The following is a 15664-nucleotide window of genomic DNA, read 5'->3' as shown; positions in this document are numbered from 1 at the left end:
GGGATTCGGCGTTCAGCGCAGCGGGTCCAGCGCGGCGAGCTCACGAGGTCGCACCCCGGTGCACATCAGTTTCGCCAACAGCTGTCCCGTCAGCGGCCCGAGGGTGACACCCCACATGCCGTGACCGCCCGCGACGTACACCCCCTCGGTGGCCGTGCCGCCGATCAAGGGAAGACCGTCGGCGGTCAACGGTCGTGCGCCGACCCATTCCTCGCGCACATCGGACCAGTCCAAGCCTTCCACCAGCGGCCGCACACTGCGTAGCGTCGCGGCGATCCGGGCCCGGTCGAGGGGAGCGTCCGGGCGCTGGAACTCCATGACACCCGCGATGCGCACGCGATCCCCGCGCGGAGTCAACGCGGCCCGGGTCGCGGGAAGGTACAGCGGTCCACGCAGCGGCTCGACCGTCGGCACGCTGAAGCTGTACCCGCGGCCACCGAACTGCGGCATCCGAACGCCGTGCGGCCGAGCCAGTTCCGGCAGCCACGCGCCATTGGCGAGGATCACCGCGTCCGCCACCCGCTGAGTCCGGCCGGCGTGGATCGAGATCGTGCTGCCGCGCCGCTCCACGGCGGTGACCGCGATACCTTCGGTGATCTTCGCCCCACGGGCGCGGACCTGGTCCGCCAGCGCGCCGACATAGGCCACCGGGTCCAGATATCGCTGGCCGAGAATCTGTACGGCACAACCGATCCGGCCCGACAGCTGGGGCGTGAGCGCGCGCGCCTGCACGCCGGTCAGCATCCGGATGTCCACCGCTTGGCCACTGCCGACGATGCCCTCGAACTCGTGCAGCAGTCCGGCGGCCTGATGCGCTTCGGCGAAGGCGGCGACCACGTCGGTCTCCTTGTCGCCCACCGGGATTCCGCCGTCACGCTGGCGGTCGAACGAGGTGAGGATCTGCGCGTTCAGCCCTCGATAGATCGCCATCGCCTGCGCCCACCGGGCGCCGGTGCAATGCCGGATCGTCCGCAGCAGGAAACGGGCGAGCGCGGCGTCCGCGCGGACCGGCAGCCGGACCGGCGAGCGCGGATCGAGCACGGCGCGGATCCCGTAACGCAGCAGGGACGGCTCGGGGAGCGGCACGGTGAGCGAGGGCGTCAGATATCCGGCATTACCCCAGGAAGCGCCCGCGCCGGGATGCGCCCGGTCGAGCACCTCCACCTCGACGCCGCGCTCCTGCAGCGACCACGCGCACGACAGGCCGACGATCCCGGCTCCGACGATCACCACTCTTTCGGGCATCCGTGAGCTCTGCGATCCAGACATACCGCTCCTTCCTCAACCGGCCGCACCCCTGATCACCGAAAACGTTCCGGCGCAGTGCGGCTCCTCGAGCATCGAGCCGACGGCGGTGGCGCGCCTCGTCGGGACGCATGAATCCGGCGCCGCCGGTTCGTCGTCGGCCACGAGGCCGCCGCGAATTCTCGCCACCACCATGGAGCAACCGAACGGAGAAGGAGCAATGACGTGACGAATCCTCGACCCCTGGAGCTCGCCGACCTGGATCGGGTGGCGTTGCCGTCGGACCCGGCGATCGCACCCGACGGCAGCCGCGTGGTGTACGTGCTGCGGACCGTGGACCGCGACGGCGACCGTGACAACCGGTCGCTGTGGCAGGTCCGGCCGGGTGGCGAACCGGTCAGGCTCACCCGCGGTGTCGCCGACACCAGTCCGCGATGGTCTCCGGACGGACGCTCGATCGCTTTCTTGCGTGCCGATGCGGGACCGGCCCAGCTCTGGCTGTTGCCCGCCGACGGTGGTGAACCGGAGCGACTGACCGAACTCCGGCTGGGTGCCGGAGTGCCGGTGTGGAGCCCCGACGGCACCCGGATCGCGTTCACCGCGCCGGTCGATATCGCCGCACCACACGAAAGCGCGGCATCGGGCGGCTTCGACCCGATGGCCCCGGCACGGATCGCGCGGCGGCACTACAAGTTCGACGGCACCGGCATGCTGCACGGCCTGCGGTCGCACCTGTTCGTACTCGACCTCACCGACCGTTCGGTACGGCAGGTGACCGACGGCGACTTCCACGCCGGGACGCCGTCCTGGTCGCCGGACGGCACGCGCCTGGCCTTCGCGGACTCCATGACCGATGACCTCTCCGTGAGTGCCGCCGCGGCGCGAATCGTCGACGCCGCGCTCACCCGGACCATCCCCGACCGGATCGGCCCCCTCGACGGCGTTGCGGGGGCGGTGATCTGGGGTGCGGACGGCGACAATCTGCTCGCGATCGCCACTCCGGATATCGAGGTGCGCAACAACCGGCTGTACCGGATCCCGGTCGATGGCGGCGAAACCAAGGATCTGACAGCGGGATTCGATCGCAATCTCATGGCCGGCGCTTCCGGCTATCCCGGTGCGCTGCCGTACTCGATCGCCGGCGGCGGGGTGCTGTTCTGCGTGCGCGACCGCGGGTGCACTCACCTCTACCGGTGCGACGAGGCGGGCGTGCGCAAGCTGGTGGGCGGCGATCGCGTGGTGTCGGGCTTGTCGGTCGCCGCCGCGGCGGGCGTCGCCGCCGTGATCGTCTCCGGCGCGGGGAGTTTCGGCGAGATCATGGTGCTCGATCTGGACAGCGGCGCCGAAAGCGTCCTCACTGCGCATACCGCGACCGCCTTGCCCGATGTCACGCCGGTTCCGGTGCGGGAACGGGTGTTCACCGTCTCCGACGGTACCGAGGTGCACGGCTGGCTGCTCGGCGATCCGGCCGTGGCGAAAGGGCCGCTGCTGGTGGATGTACACGGCGGACCGCACAATGCGTGGAATGCGGTGTGGGACAGCGCCCATGCCTACCATCAGGTGCTGGCCGCCCGTGGCTGGACGGTGCTGCTGCTCAACCCGCGGGGCAGCGACGGATATGGAGAGACGTTCCTGCGCGCCGCGGTCGGCGCGTGGGGTGTGGGTGACGAACGTGACTTCCTCGAGCCCATCGACCTGCTGATCGACGAGGGGCTGGTCGATCCGAAGCGAATCGCCCTGTGCGGCTACAGCTATGGCGGTTTCGCGGCCTGCTGGCTGCCGGCCCGCACCAGCCGATTCGCCGCGGTGGTCGCCGGTGGCGTGGTCTGCGATCCGACGAGCTTCATGGGCACCTCCGACGTGGGGGACTACTTCGCCCGGGTCGAGTTCGGGACCACTTTCTGGGACGACCCCGCGGCCGTCGCCGCCCTGTCGCCGCTGGCTCATGTCGACAAGGTCAGCACGCCGACCCTGGTACTGCAGGGTGCGGATGATCTGCGCTGTCCAGTCGGTCAGGCCGAGCAGTGGTACAACGCGCTGCGGGATCGCGGCGTGCCGGCCGAGTTGGTGATCTACCCCGGCGCGTCGCACATGTTCATCCTCGATGGCAGACCATCGCACCGCGCGGACTACAACCGCCGAATCATCGACTGGGTCATCGGGCACACGCGAACACACAGCCCGGCGGGTTCCCGAGCCGCTATCGCACCGCTGGATGCCGCCCACTGGCAGCGGCGGCTCGACCTGCTCGCGGCCCGTCATGGCATTCCCGGTGCGGTGCTTGCCATTTCGCACGGCGAGGAGGTGATCGAGACCGCGCACGGCGTGTTGAACATCGAGACCGGCGTTCCGGCCACCGCCGACTCGCTGTTCCAGATCGGATCCATCAGCAAGGTGTGGACCGCGACCGCGGTGTTGCGCCTCGTGGATCAGGGCAAGCTCGATCTCGATACGCCGCTGGTCGAGGTGCTGCCGGAGTTGCGTCTGTCCGATCCGGACACCACCGCCCGAATCACCATGCGCCATCTGCTCACACACACCGGTGGCATCGATGGTGACGTTTTCACCGAGGAGTCCGGACGCGGTGACGACTGCCTCGAACGGTACGTCGAGGAGTTGGCGCACGCCGAGTGCATCCTCCCGGTCGACACGCTCTGGTCCTACTGCAATGCGGGATTCAGTCTGGCCGGCCGGGTCATCGAGGTGCTGACCGGGATGACCTGGGATCAGGCCATGCGGGAGCTGGTTTTCGAGCCACTGGGCTTGCGGCACACGGTGACACTGCCCGAGGAAGCCCTGTTGCACCGGGCCGCGACCGGGCACCTGCCGGGGCCGGACGGCGGGTACCGCCGAGCAGACCGCTGGGTTCTGCCTCGGCACGCCGGGCCCGCGGGGTTGATCGCCACTACCGCTCGCGATGTGCTGACCTTCGCCCGGCTCCACCTCGCCGAGGGCGTGGCCCCGGACGGCCAACGACTGCTCGCCGCCGACTCGGTCCAGCAGATGCAGGCCGAGCAAGTCGTTCTGCCCCAGCCGAATCCGCTCCGGGCCGAATCCTGGGGGCTGGGCTGGTGGCGCACCGACTGGAACGGCCATCGGGTGATCGGTCACGGCGGCGGAACCCTCGGTCAGACCGCCCTGCTGCAAATTCTCCCCGACCATCGGCTCGCGTTCGCCGTGCTCACCAACGGCATAGCCGTCGATCTGTTCGAGGAGCTCTCCGCCGAGATCGCCGCCCTGGCCGGCGTCGCCGCACCGGAACCCTACGGTCCTGCAACCGATCCGATCGAGGTGAACGCGCAGCGCTACACCGGCGTGTACGAGCAAGCCGGTGCCCGGATCGAGGTGGTCGATACCCCCGAAGGCCTGCTGCTGCGGACGACCGGCACCGGCATGCTCGCCGAGTACGAACCCGAAACCGAACTGCCACTGATACCGATCACCGAGAACGAGTTCGCGGTCCGCACCTCCCCACTCGGCCCGTGGAAGCCGGTGACCTTCCACCAGACGGCCGGCAACGAGCGGTATCTGCACTTCCAAGGCCGCGCCGCGCGGCTCCGCAACAGCGACGGACCCGCCCGGTAGCCCGGTTGAGGGCGGTCCTGACCGGTAGGTTTCAGGACCGTCGTCGATCGTGGTCGAGGATTCCGCCATCGCGGTCCAGGGGTTGTGGGGTGGTTCGGGTTGATCATGGTTGGAACCACCGATTCCGGAATGCGTTGCTTGGCAGCATGTTCCCGGTTATGGCTGAACGCCGGCGACTGGTAGAGACAGCAAGGGGATCGGCGGAAGATCAACTGGCCGTGGCCATCCGAGGCCGGCCGAACGCGCCATGATGCCGATGTGCGAGCGATTTTCCGCGGTCGCTGAAGCTCCATGCGGCGTCGCGCCGAAGTCGACGATGCACTGAAGCAGCTCGCCTGCTCATTCCTCGAGTGCTTCGCGTTGTGCCGGGCTCAGGCGGTCGGGTCTCGTGGTGAGGGTGTACGTCGTGGGCCCGATGGCTTGCAGGAGGAAGGGATCAGCGACAGCTGGTTGACGTTGGATCGCGTCGAGGGCTGCGATGGTGCGGTCCCGGGGCCAGTCGAGCGCGATGGCCAGCGCGCTCAGGTCGAGCGGTCGACGGGCGTGGACAAGGGCTGCGAGCACGGTCAGTGCGTCGTAGCCGAGGGTCTCGGCGAGGCGGCTGCCGCGCATCTGCTCGCTGAGCCGGGCGAAGAACTGGCCCATCTTGGCGAGGCGGGCGCCAGGGGTGGTGTCGGCACCGAAGATCTCGATGCCCTGCTGTGCGGCGATCGCTATCTCGCCGTGTGCGCCGGTGTCGGCCTGCCAGGCCCGGAGCCAGACGTCGTCGTCGATGAGGTACCGCTGGCGGCGACCACCCGAATCCGGTTGGCGCACCACCAATTCCATGGCCTCGAGGTAGCCGATGGACTTGGATACCGACGCCGGACTGACCTGTAGCTCGCGCACCAGGTCGGCTGCGGTCAGCCCGTCGGCGTCGGCGGTGAGCAGGCGGACGAACACCCGCGCGGTCATCCGGGGCAGGCCGGTCGCGGCCAGCAGGGTCGCGAACCGGTCCACGAAGCCGCGTACCGCCGCGGACGGCTGCGCATCGATCGTGGATGCGGCGGGCCGGGCCGGTTTGCGGCGGCGGGCGCGGTCGCCAGCGGCCTGCTGCGCGTGCTCGGCCGAGTAGTCGCCGGGTGTGCCGTTGCGTTCGACCTCGCGACTGATCGTCGAGGTCGGTCGGCCGAGCCGGCGGCCGATCTCGGCGTACCCGAGCCCGTCGGCCAGCCACGCCGCGATGCGGCGGCGGTCCGTGTGGGTCAGTCTGCCTCCTGGCACCGGCATACCTCCTGTCCTTGCGTTCATCCACAGTACATTGCAACGACAAGCTCAAGATAGTTGCATTTGTTGACAATTCTATTGCAATGATTGGCGTCTATCTCGGATTTTGTCCAGCCTTTCGTTGACGATGATTGAAACGCAACGTAGCTTTTTCTCATCTGGAAAGAGAGGACGTGACAATGCACGTGATGGCCGTGTCGACCGTTTCGGACGACGGCAAGTTCTGGGGTGGCCTGAAGAAGGCACACGCCAAGCTCCCCAAGGGCGCCACCTGGAAGGTGGCAGTCGCGAGCAAGGACGGCGCCAAGGCGGTGAACATCATCACCGCCGACTCGATCGAGGGTGTCCGGGACTTCTTCGAGACACACGCCGGTGCCTACGCCAGGACGGAGTACTTCGAAGCAGACGCCGCGAACGCAGTCGGTCTCCCGCGATGACAGTCGACATGGCACGGCTTCAAGCCCGGGTCACCGCACTGCTCGCGGAGTACGGAATCCCGAGCGCCGCGATCGGTGTGCTCCACGACGGAGAGATCGCCGAATTCGCGGTCGGCGTCAAAAACGTGGAAACCGGGGAACCCGCGATGCCCGACACCGTCTACCAATGCGGCTCCATGACCAAAACGTGGACCGCACTGGCCTTCATGCAGCTCGTCGACGAGGGGAAAGCCGATCTGGACGAACCGGTACGGACCTACCTGCCCGGTTTCACCGTGGCCGATCCCGAGACGAGCGCCAAGGTCACTGCTCGTCACCTGCTCAACCACACCAACGGCATCGAGGAAGCCTACGGCGATCCCGGCGAAGACGACGACGTCTACGAGCGCATGGTCGCCGACATCACCGACGCGCCGCAAGTGTTCCCGCTCGGTCACACCCATGGCTACAGCGCGGCGCTGGGCTATGCCGTTCTCGCGCGGATCCTGGAGGTGCTCGACGGCAAACGCTGGGACGATGTCATGCGGGATCGCCTCTTCGATCCCATGGGCCTGACCAGTACGAGCAGCCGGCGCGAGCAGGTGGACGAAACCCGGGCCGCGACAGGGCATCTGATCCGTTCCCTGGACGAGGGCCCCATCCTCACCCCGATCGACTACCTGCCGCGTGCCTTCGGCCCTGGCGGGGGCATCACCTCCACGACCAGGGAAGTGCTCACGATGGCGCACGTCCTGCTCAACGAGGGCATGGCGCCGAACGGAAAGCGCATCGTCTCGGCCGAAAGCATCCGGGAGATGATGCGCTCGCGGGTACCCGTACCGGATCCCTACATGTTCGGGCCGGAATGGGCGCTCGGGCTCATCGTGTGTGACTGGCACGGCGAAACCGTCTACGCCACCGATGGCAGCACGATCGGTCAGAACGCCAGGCTCCGGCTCCTGCCGGACTCCAACACCGCCATCGTCATGCTGACCAACGGCGGCCCGCGGGAAAGCTTCTACCGCAAGGTGTTCAACGAGATCCTGACCGACCTCGGCATGGTCACCATCACGGACCTGCCCCTACCGGACACGACGCTGACACTCGACCTGTCCAGATACGAGGGCATCTACGGGCGCCCCGGCGCACGCTACGAGGTGTCAGTCGAAGGCGGAACGCTGTACCTGACCCTGGTCCTCGACCCGATGCAGGCACAGTTCCTACAGAGGCCAGATCGCATCAGATACAAGCTGCTCCCGGTGAGCGAGACACATTTCCTGATGCCACCGGCGGATCCATTGGAGGACACCCAGACGGTCGCTATCTACGACTTCACCAACGGCACCGCCCGATTCCTCCACACCAACTGCCGGGTGAACCCACGACTGAAATGACCTCCGAACGAGATTGAATACCCCTGCCGCCCTGGCTGTTTCGACACCTCAACCTCGCCTTTGGCACCATCCGGCGGCTTCACTCGACCAAAGTGATCGCTCGAGCCGCTGACGGGGCTGTTCGGACCCGTCAGGCCGCGGCCGGCCGAGCGCACCGTAATGCCGAGGACGCGGCGTCCGGATCGGCAACAGTCCGCCGGGTATCGTCGAGCCCAGGACATGGAGTGGCGGTTATGCCGTTGGTGTGGTTGGTCGTTGGCCTTGTTCTCTTCGCCGTTGTACTGGACCGCGTAGGCGTGTAGGCCGAGGCACGAGGCTGGATTTACTGGCGACGCAGATCAGGTTCCGGTGCTGTCTTCTCGGAGACATGCCGACGCTGGTCGCTCCTTCGAGCCAGCACACGCAGTAGGAACTTCGCAGCCGCCAGATACGTGGGGAACAGCTCCAAACCACGGATGACTCGCTTGGAATGGACCTTGCGTACGGTGTCATACACCTGGCCGCGAAACGTGGGACGAGCCAGTCGCACCCGGAGTCGGCACGATCATCGAACTTGTCGGCGAAACTCGGTTCACGCTCACTGTTCGACCACGGAGGGACTCGGGCGACGGAGAACGCCGCGGCGCGGCGTCAGTCGTCTCGTGCCAGCAGCCGAGCGGCTTGTTCGGGGTCCATGAGGTTGGACCAGACCTGTTCGGCGGGCATGAGTTCGCGTTCGGGGAGGGAGGATTCGGGAAACCAACCATCGGGTGCGCAGCCGGGGACTCGATGCAGGATGACGGCGATGAGGTTGGGCGGGACCGAGCCGGTGATTCGGATGGCCACATAGGCTTCGTGGCCATGGTCCGCGCGAACCTGAACGCCGAGGCGGAATCCGGCCAGATCGACGGCGTGTTCGTGGCCGTCGTGCAGTGATCCGATGACGAGTTCGGCGATCGCCGTGTTCAATCGACGCGCGAATCGGGTGGCTGATTGGAGCCGGTATCGGTCGTGATCGTCGTTGTCCGGCAAGAAATGTCGGCTATGGGTATCGGTAGTGAGTGACTTGTCGTTTGCGGCGTTGTAGCGCTGTCGAGCGTTCTGGCATTGATGCTGCAGGGCTGTGTAGAAGTCGTTGGCGGAACCGTCTTCGCGAGTTCCGGCACAGACGAGCCATGCCGGAATCTCGGCGTCCGGCTCGTCGAGGTAGACGGCGCCTCGCCAACGGTTCACCTTGACCTTGAACAGGACTGTGTCGTCGATGGCGCGGATGCGCTCGTGTGGAGTGCCGGGGTTGGCGAACTGTTCTCGCGCCTTGACCAGGATCGGGTGATCGATCAGGTCCAGCGGGATGTTGACGGGAGGAAGTGGAAGACGCAGGTCCTCGCGCACGCAACGCAGTGTCGGCCGCACGGTCATCGTCTCATTCCTCCCAGTCGCCGACGCCTCCGAGTTCTTCGATCTGCTGGGGGGATAGGCCGGTCAGCATCGCGACGCTGGCGCCGAGGGATCCGTCGAGGACTTTCATCGACTCGATCATGCCGCGACGGATCTCCTGTCTCTTCTGTTCCAGGTACACGCGGGCAGCCTCGGCGACGAAGTCCTTCTTGGTCATGCCGAGGAAGTGGGCTGCCTGGGAGATGAGTTCGTCGGTGGTTGCGTCGATCTTCAGGGGCGCTGGCCGCTTGGGTGCGCCGGTAGCTGGCGTGGTCATGGTGCCTCCATGGAACCATGGTACCCAAGTACCCTGAACGGTGGCGAAAAGCGCTGCCAGGCGCCGGGCCGGACATCACCGCGGTCGTGGACGTTCGACTAACCGCAGACCTCTGACCGGGTCCCGTTGGCGGCCACCGCCAGCTCGAGATGTCCGGCGAGTGCCCACCGGCTTGACCCAGAGTTTCGGGCCCGCTGCCGTCGGGTGGCTCGGATTGATCATGGTTAGACCGTGTCTCACGTGGTCGATTTCGCGAGTTTCTTGTAGCAGGTCAGGGCCGCGGCGAGGGTGAGGAACCCCAGAAAATGAGTGGCCTTGCGGTCGTAGCGGATGTTGAGCCGGTGGTAGCCGGTCAGCCAGGAAATCGTCCGTTCGATCAGCCAGCGGTGGCGTCCGAGGCGTTGTGAGGATTCGATGCCCTTGCGGGCGATCCGAGCAACGATCCCGCGCGCCCGCAGCCAACGACGCGATTCGGCGGAATCGTATGCTTTGTCGGCGTGCAGCTTGTCGGGTCGGCGGCGGCGTGGACCGCGCCGCGACCGGATCGCCGGCACGGCCTTCACCAACGGTTTCAGCGCCTCGATGTCGTTGGTGTTGGCCGCCGAAACCCCCACCGACACAGGGATTCCCGCGCGCTCGGACAGCACGTGGATCTTCGAGCCCGGTTTGCCCCGATCGACCGGACTCGGCCCGGTCAAAGGTCCCCCTTTTTCGCCCGCACCGATGCCGCGTCGATCACCACCCGCGACCAGTCGATCAAGCCGCGGCTGCCCAGCTCGTCGAGCACCGCACAATGCAGACGCCGCCACAGCCCCGCCTCGGTCCAGCCGGTGAAGCGGCGATGCGCCGTGGGCACGGTGACCCCGAACGACGGCGGCAGCATCCGCCACGCACAGCCGCTGGTCAGCACGAACACCACGGCGGTGAACACCGCCCGATCCTCGACCGGGGCGGTACCGCCGCCTTGGGGACGCGGCTCGAACTTCGGGATCAACGGCTCGACCAGAGCCCACAACTCGTCCGGGACAAGGCGTTTCGACAACTCGTCGGTCACGAATCGAACATCATGCGGCACACCGCATTCCGACGCGCCGTGAACGGATCACAACGACGTGAGACACGGTCTTAGGACCACTCAAATGGCCGGTCACCACATTCACCGTGGTGACCGGTCTTTTTTGTTGTCAGCGGTCGAAGCGGGTGTTGGTCCATGCGAGGAGGGCCGGGTAGCCGTTGTCGAGGATGGTGTAGTGGTCGTCGGTCGCGTATTCGGTGGTGTGGTAATCGACCGGTTGGCCGCCGGCGAGCAGGGCGGTGACGGTCGCGTCGGTGCCCAGGGGGAGGACGATGGTGTCGCGGCGGCCCTGCATGACCAGTAGGGGCCGGTCGAAATGGGCTGTGCCGGGCTCGTTCTGGTCGAGGATCGGGGACAGCTGGGACAGGTCCGCGGTCGGTTGCATCACCTGCTGGGGTGTGAGGTCGCCCCATTGATCGGGTTCCATCAGATCGCCGATGCAGTAGTCGTGCGCCAACGGTAGGCGGGCGATGGCCTCCGGAGTCAGGAAGCGGGCGGGGTCGATGTCAGCGGCGGTGCGGGCGCCCTCGACGAGCAGTGGGAGGAAAGCCAGTGCGCCCGGCGGGGCGAGGCGATTCGCGGCCGGGCCGGCGGCGGACGCGGCACGCAGGATCTCCAGGCGCGCACGGGAATTGCTGCCGGGAGCGATCGCCACGGCGCCGGCGAAGCGCAGTTGCGGGGCCCACTCCTGGCCGAGCGCGGCGGTGAAGACGGCCGCCTGGCCGCCCTGGGAATGGCCGATGGTCGCCCAGCGGGCGCCGATCTCGGGGGCGATCTCGCGGGCGGCCAGCGCCATGTCGGCGATCGCGCGGGCCTCGGTCACACCGATGAGATAGCCGTGCCGGCCGGGGGTGCCCAAACCCTGGTAATCGGTTTGCGCCACCGCGTATCCGGCGTCGAGCAGTCGCTGCTGGACGATGCGCACGCGGGAGGTGTAGCCGTGCGAGGGATAGTCCGGGCCGGTGTCACGGGACGGCGCGCAACCGTCGGCGATACCGGTGGTGCCGTGCGCCCACGAGATGAGCGGCCAGCCGCCCGGCGGGGGAGTGCCCTCGGGGACGGACACGGTGCCTGAGACCGGCACGTCGTTCCCATTCGCATCGACCGAGCGGTACAGGACCAGGCTATTGCGTGCGCGTTCCAGGCCCGGGTCACCAGTGAGCGAACGGGACCAGATCACCGATCCGTGCGGGCCGGGAACGAGATCGGCTGCGGGCGTGTAGAAGTCGAGACCCGCGGGGGCCTCCGCGGCGGCGGTGCCCGGACCGCCGATGGCCAGTGTGGCCGAAATCAACGTCGCGGCGGCGAGCCGGAGCGCTCGGGCACGGCGATCGGGGGAAGCGTGGGATGTCATCGGTAGTCGTCCTTTCGGCGGATGGCACACCAGCGCCACGTGATGATCGCGGCGGCCAGGGCGGCGGCGATCGGGAAATCGATGCGAATGCGATCGGGGAACCATGGTGTGCAGGAAAGTAATTGGGCGATCAGCCCTCCGAAGGCGGCGGCTGCGAGCGCGAACCCCGCCGCGAGCGCGGCCGGCGGCACCCGCCGCGGCCACGTCCACCGGGCTCCCCGGTGCCGAAGCCAGAGTCCGAGCAGGAAGGCGACGACCGCGGATGTGCCCGCGATCGATGTCAGCGCCGCCAGCGCCAGTTCGGTCCTGCCGGTGAGCAATCCGCCCACTCCCGCGCTCAACGCCGGCGCCAGGTAGGCGAACAGGACTTCCCGCCACAGCGCGAATCTGGGCGGCGCGACCGTTGTATGCACGTGATTAGCTACCTAACTATATGGTCGGCGCGAAGTGCCGGGAGGTAATTTTTCGCGCTCAGTCCGCCGCGAGTGCGCCGATGCCCCGGCCGATGCGTTCGAGTAGGTCGAGGAAGGTGGCGCGCTCCTGCGCGGTGAGCGCGCCGGCCATGGCCTGCAGGCGGCCGAAATGCTCGGGAGCCGTGTCGCGCAGCTTCCGTGCGCCGCGTGCGGTGAGCACCACCATCACGGCACGGCCGTCCTCCGCCGAGGCGCGGCGGCAGACCAGTCCCTGCTGTTCCAGGCCGGTGATGAGCCCGGTAACCGTTGCGCGCGTGACGCCGAGCACGGCTGCCAGCTGTGAGGGCGCCAGCTCGCCCTCGGCGTCCTCCAGTGCGGCGAGCAGGCGGTAGCGTCCGGCCGAGAGTCCGAATCGCGCGAAATGCGCCTCGGTCGCCTGGGTGAGCCTGGTACCGGTGGCCAGCAGCCGCACGGCGACGAGCACGACCTGCGGGTCGATGTCGTCTTCGAGGCTGTAGCGCCGGATCTGCGATCGCGCCTGTTCCAGGGTGGGAGCCACGAGATCGTCGTCCGGATCCATCGCCATGGATTTAATATGGCACCTAACTATCTGTTCCGTCAAAGTCGAAACGAGATCGCCGTGGCCCCCTGTCTCGCCGGTGTGCACCATCTGAAGCTGCCCGTGTCCGATCTGCCGACCGGCATCGCCTGGTTCGAGACCGCGCTCGGCGCGCGACGAGTGGAGAGCTTCGACCACCGCCATCCCGACGGCACCCTGTTCGGCGTCATCATGCTGCTGCCCGGCGTCGCGATCCCGGTGGAATTGCGCCTGAATCCGGTGGCGGCCACCGCGATCGCGGGCTTCGATCCGGTCACCCTCGGCGTCGACGGGATCGAGGACCTGCGGGCCTGGGTGGCCCATCTCGACGCGGTCGGCATCGAGCACTCACCCATCCTCACTGGATTCATCGGACACCTGATCGAATTCCGCACCCCCGATGGACTTTGCGTGAGGATCTACACCAACCCGTCGAACGGGTTCGCCGAGGCTCGCATGCGTAGTCCCCAGGAATTGGGGTGACTCAGCACCGGGCTCGCGGGCGGCACACGACCCAGCCGTGCCCATCGGCGCGGGGTAGGCGTTTCCATGTGGGCGGGTTGACGTCGCCGCCGTGCGACAACTGCGGCGGGCTGGATCCGGCCGACGGGCCCGGCGGGGTCGGGCTCTGATCGCCGGGGTCGGCGGATGCCGGGGCCGATCCGAAAAGCAGTGCTGCTCCGAGGAATCCGGTGCCGAGGGCACGGCGAAGGCGGATCTTGCCGGGTGTGGTGGACATGGGTGCTCCTGAGGTCAGCGCGTGGACGCGGCGGTGCGGGATACTCGTTCGACGACCACGGCGGGACCGTCGCCGATGTCTCCGAGATGGGGGCGCAGGTCGCGGAAGAAGCGGTCCGGGTCGATCACGGCTTCCGGGGGATGGACGCCCGGCCGGCGTGCGGTGCCGTCGATGACCTGGGATAGGCCCAGTGCCAGCGGGATTCCGGTCGCGCGGCTCATATCGTCGATGAAAAGCGGTGCACCGGAGGCGGAATCGTCGGCTACGCGGGCCAGGACCAGTTGCGATAGTCCGTCACGGCTGCCGCGGACCGCGGCGAAGAACAGCGGCAACGTCTCGGGGGAGCGGAACCGTCCCGCCGCGAGCAGGGACCGGATGCCGCGCAGCAGACCGGGTTTCATCATTTCCGCGGCGGCGGTCTCGTTGGTCAGCTTTCCGGTGTCGATATCGCGACGCAGCACGTCGAGAAATGCCGCGGTGCCCGGCGTGACGATCATGAGGGTTGCCGCCGCGCCCGAGGGCTGCAGCATGCGCTGGAGGGTCACGGGTTCGGGGTGTCCGACCGTGTAGCCGGTACCGCGCCGGCCGCCGGGCAGGTCGAGGGGCACCGGCCGCAGCGGGGACTCGTGGGTCAACCGGCCGGCGCCGATGACGGCGATGGTTCCGCTGATCTGTTCCATCCAGTGCACCACCGCGGCCGGCGGATGTCCGCCATTGCCGTTGCGCGGCAAGGACTCCGTGTGGCCCGCCGGCACATCGACCGGCCAGGCGGTGTAGAAGTCCTCGACGGAATCCAGTTCGCGGGCCGCGACGACGGCGAGCAGATTGCTGATCCCGGGGCTCGCGCCCATTCCGATGACGGCGCAGACACCCGCCTCCCGCGCGGCGGCGTCGAGGTCGAGCATCCGCAGCGTCGGCTCCCAGTCGTCGCACAGGTCGAGATAGTGCGTGCCGGTTTCGATCGCGGCCTCCAGCACTGGCAGGCCGAATCGGTAATACGGGCCAACGGTATTGAGCACGACGTCGGCGTCGCGCAGGGCATCGCGCAGGACGGTCGGATCGGTGACGTCGACGTGCCGCGCGCGGATCGAGAGGCCCGCGGCGGCTGCGGCCGCGGCGAACCGTTGGGCCGCACCGAGATCGCGGTCGGCCACCACTATCTCGTCGATGCCAGGTAGCCGCGCCGCGGTGCGCACGGCCACGGCTCCCATCGCGCCGGGTCCGCCCAATGCCAGTACCTTCATCAGGTCTCCTATCATATCTGAAACGATCGTATGGAGAATGATAGATATCGTGAGATGCTTTCCGCCAGCAGCGCTCGTGAACCGGGTCTGGCCGATGCAACACCTGGACCCGATGAGCCGGCGCCGCGCGCTCGAGGCGACGGCCGCGCAGGTGCTGGCGCTCGTCACCGTCCCCTTCGCTCATCCGGGCGTGCCGCGTGCGCCGGAGTGGACCCAACTCCTCGGTCTCGCGTTCCTGCTGGGCTCGTGCCTGCTCACACTGCACACGTGGCGGCAGCTGGTGGCAGGCGGCGGTAACCAGGCGCGGTCGGTGACCAGAGATGCCCGGTTACGGCGACAATTGGCGAGCGAGCGCCGACTACGCCGCGCCGCCCTGCTCTATTCGCTGGTCACGATCGTGCTGATTCCGTTGCCACCGACCTGGCAGTGGCTGTGGTTCACACTCACGATCTCCTCCGGCGCGATCGGCGCGCTGTCGTTGTGCCGATTAGCGAGATCGCTACCCACTGCTCGCTGATGCCCGCCCCGATGGAGCTGGCCCCGCCGCTTCGGTCCTTCCTGGCGAACCATCAGGTTCGGCCGATGGGGAGCACCCAACCGTGTTCGATGCGTTCGGGCTGTCGCCCACCGCACCGGCACGCT

At 67.8% G+C, this 15664-nt stretch carries 15 protein-coding genes; 5 read left to right on the top strand and 10 right to left on the bottom strand.

Annotated elements, in window-relative coordinates; all coding sequences use genetic code 11:
- Positions 1-12: 12 nt before the first annotated feature.
- A complete protein-coding gene (locus AB0L60_RS35655) occupies positions 13-1269 on the bottom strand; it encodes an FAD-dependent oxidoreductase (RefSeq protein ID WP_364623591.1) in 1257 nt (418 codons plus the stop codon).
- A 201-nt stretch (positions 1270-1470) separates the two neighbouring features.
- On the opposite strand from AB0L60_RS35655, the gene AB0L60_RS35650 reads away from it, so the two are divergent.
- A complete protein-coding gene (locus AB0L60_RS35650; RefSeq protein WP_364623588.1) occupies positions 1471-4830 on the top strand; it encodes a serine hydrolase in 3360 nt (1119 codons plus the stop codon).
- Positions 4831-5169: 339 nt separating this feature from the next.
- Here AB0L60_RS35650 and AB0L60_RS35645 read toward each other — a convergent pair whose 3' ends face one another.
- Positions 5170-6099, bottom strand: coding sequence for a helix-turn-helix domain-containing protein (locus tag AB0L60_RS35645; protein ID WP_364623585.1), 930 nt, complete (start codon positions 6097-6099; stop codon positions 5170-5172).
- Positions 6100-6284: 185 nt separating this feature from the next.
- On the opposite strand from AB0L60_RS35645, the gene AB0L60_RS35640 reads away from it, so the two are divergent.
- Both AB0L60_RS35640 and AB0L60_RS35635 read left to right on the top strand, forming a co-directional pair.
- On the top strand, positions 6285-6533 hold the full coding sequence (locus AB0L60_RS35640) for a hypothetical protein (protein ID WP_364623582.1): 249 nt from the start codon (positions 6285-6287) through the stop codon (positions 6531-6533).
- 8 nt (positions 6534-6541) lie between these two features.
- Positions 6542-7906 carry a serine hydrolase domain-containing protein gene (locus tag AB0L60_RS35635; protein WP_364623579.1) on the top strand — a complete coding sequence of 455 codons (1365 nt, stop codon included), beginning with the start codon at positions 6542-6544 and terminating at the stop codon, positions 7904-7906.
- A 630-nt stretch (positions 7907-8536) separates the two neighbouring features.
- On the opposite strand, the gene AB0L60_RS35630 is transcribed toward AB0L60_RS35635, so the two are convergent.
- The 6 genes from AB0L60_RS35630 to AB0L60_RS35605 all read right to left on the bottom strand — a co-directional run bounded on the left by AB0L60_RS35630 (position 8537) and on the right by AB0L60_RS35605 (position 13027).
- Entirely contained in the window at positions 8537-9304 is a 768-nt protein-coding gene (locus AB0L60_RS35630; protein WP_364623576.1) for a hypothetical protein, read from the bottom strand.
- A 4-nt stretch (positions 9305-9308) separates the two neighbouring features.
- Entirely contained in the window at positions 9309-9599 is a 291-nt protein-coding gene (locus tag AB0L60_RS35625; protein WP_364623573.1) for a hypothetical protein, read from the bottom strand.
- A gap of 236 nt (positions 9600-9835) precedes the next feature.
- Positions 9836-10641 (bottom strand): IS5 family transposase gene (locus tag AB0L60_RS35620; protein WP_364623692.1). Its coding sequence is split into 2 segments (ribosomal slippage): positions 9836-10297 and positions 10300-10641, totalling 804 coding nucleotides; the frame shifts between segments, so codons are not numbered across the junction.
- Between the two features lie 142 nt (positions 10642-10783).
- Positions 10784-12028 (bottom strand): lipase family protein, encoded by a 1245-nt coding sequence (locus AB0L60_RS35615; RefSeq protein WP_364623570.1) that lies wholly within the window; start codon positions 12026-12028, stop codon positions 10784-10786.
- A complete protein-coding gene (locus tag AB0L60_RS35610; protein WP_364623567.1) occupies positions 12025-12441 on the bottom strand; it encodes a hypothetical protein in 417 nt (138 codons plus the stop codon). Before AB0L60_RS35610 ends, AB0L60_RS35615 begins: the two co-directional genes overlap by 4 nt.
- 58 nt (positions 12442-12499) lie before the next feature.
- Entirely contained in the window at positions 12500-13027 is a 528-nt protein-coding gene (locus tag AB0L60_RS35605) for a MarR family transcriptional regulator (protein WP_364623564.1), read from the bottom strand.
- A gap of 9 nt (positions 13028-13036) precedes the next feature.
- Here AB0L60_RS35605 and AB0L60_RS35600 point away from each other — a divergent pair, with 9 nt between their 5' ends.
- Positions 13037-13522, top strand: a complete 486-nt coding sequence (locus tag AB0L60_RS35600) for a VOC family protein (protein WP_364623561.1) — start codon at positions 13037-13039, stop codon at positions 13520-13522.
- Between the two features lies 1 nt (position 13523).
- On the opposite strand, the gene AB0L60_RS35595 is transcribed toward AB0L60_RS35600, so the two are convergent.
- Both AB0L60_RS35595 and AB0L60_RS35590 read right to left on the bottom strand, forming a co-directional pair.
- Positions 13524-13778 (bottom strand): hypothetical protein, encoded by a 255-nt coding sequence (locus tag AB0L60_RS35595; RefSeq protein ID WP_364623559.1) that lies wholly within the window; start codon positions 13776-13778, stop codon positions 13524-13526.
- A 14-nt stretch (positions 13779-13792) separates the two neighbouring features.
- Positions 13793-15022, bottom strand: coding sequence for a saccharopine dehydrogenase NADP-binding domain-containing protein (locus tag AB0L60_RS35590; RefSeq protein WP_364623557.1), 1230 nt, complete (start codon positions 15020-15022; stop codon positions 13793-13795).
- Between the two features lie 94 nt (positions 15023-15116).
- On the opposite strand from AB0L60_RS35590, the gene AB0L60_RS35585 reads away from it, so the two are divergent.
- Positions 15117-15539, top strand: a complete 423-nt coding sequence (locus AB0L60_RS35585; RefSeq protein WP_364623554.1) for a hypothetical protein — start codon at positions 15117-15119, stop codon at positions 15537-15539.
- The last annotated feature ends 125 nt before the right edge of the window (positions 15540-15664 follow it).

This window comes from Nocardia sp. NPDC051981 (assembly GCF_040680715.1).
Taxonomy (GTDB): domain Bacteria; phylum Actinomycetota; class Actinomycetes; order Mycobacteriales; family Mycobacteriaceae; genus Nocardia.
The sequence above is the reverse complement of the archived record's forward strand: the minus strand, read 5'-3'. Positions and strand labels throughout refer to the sequence as shown.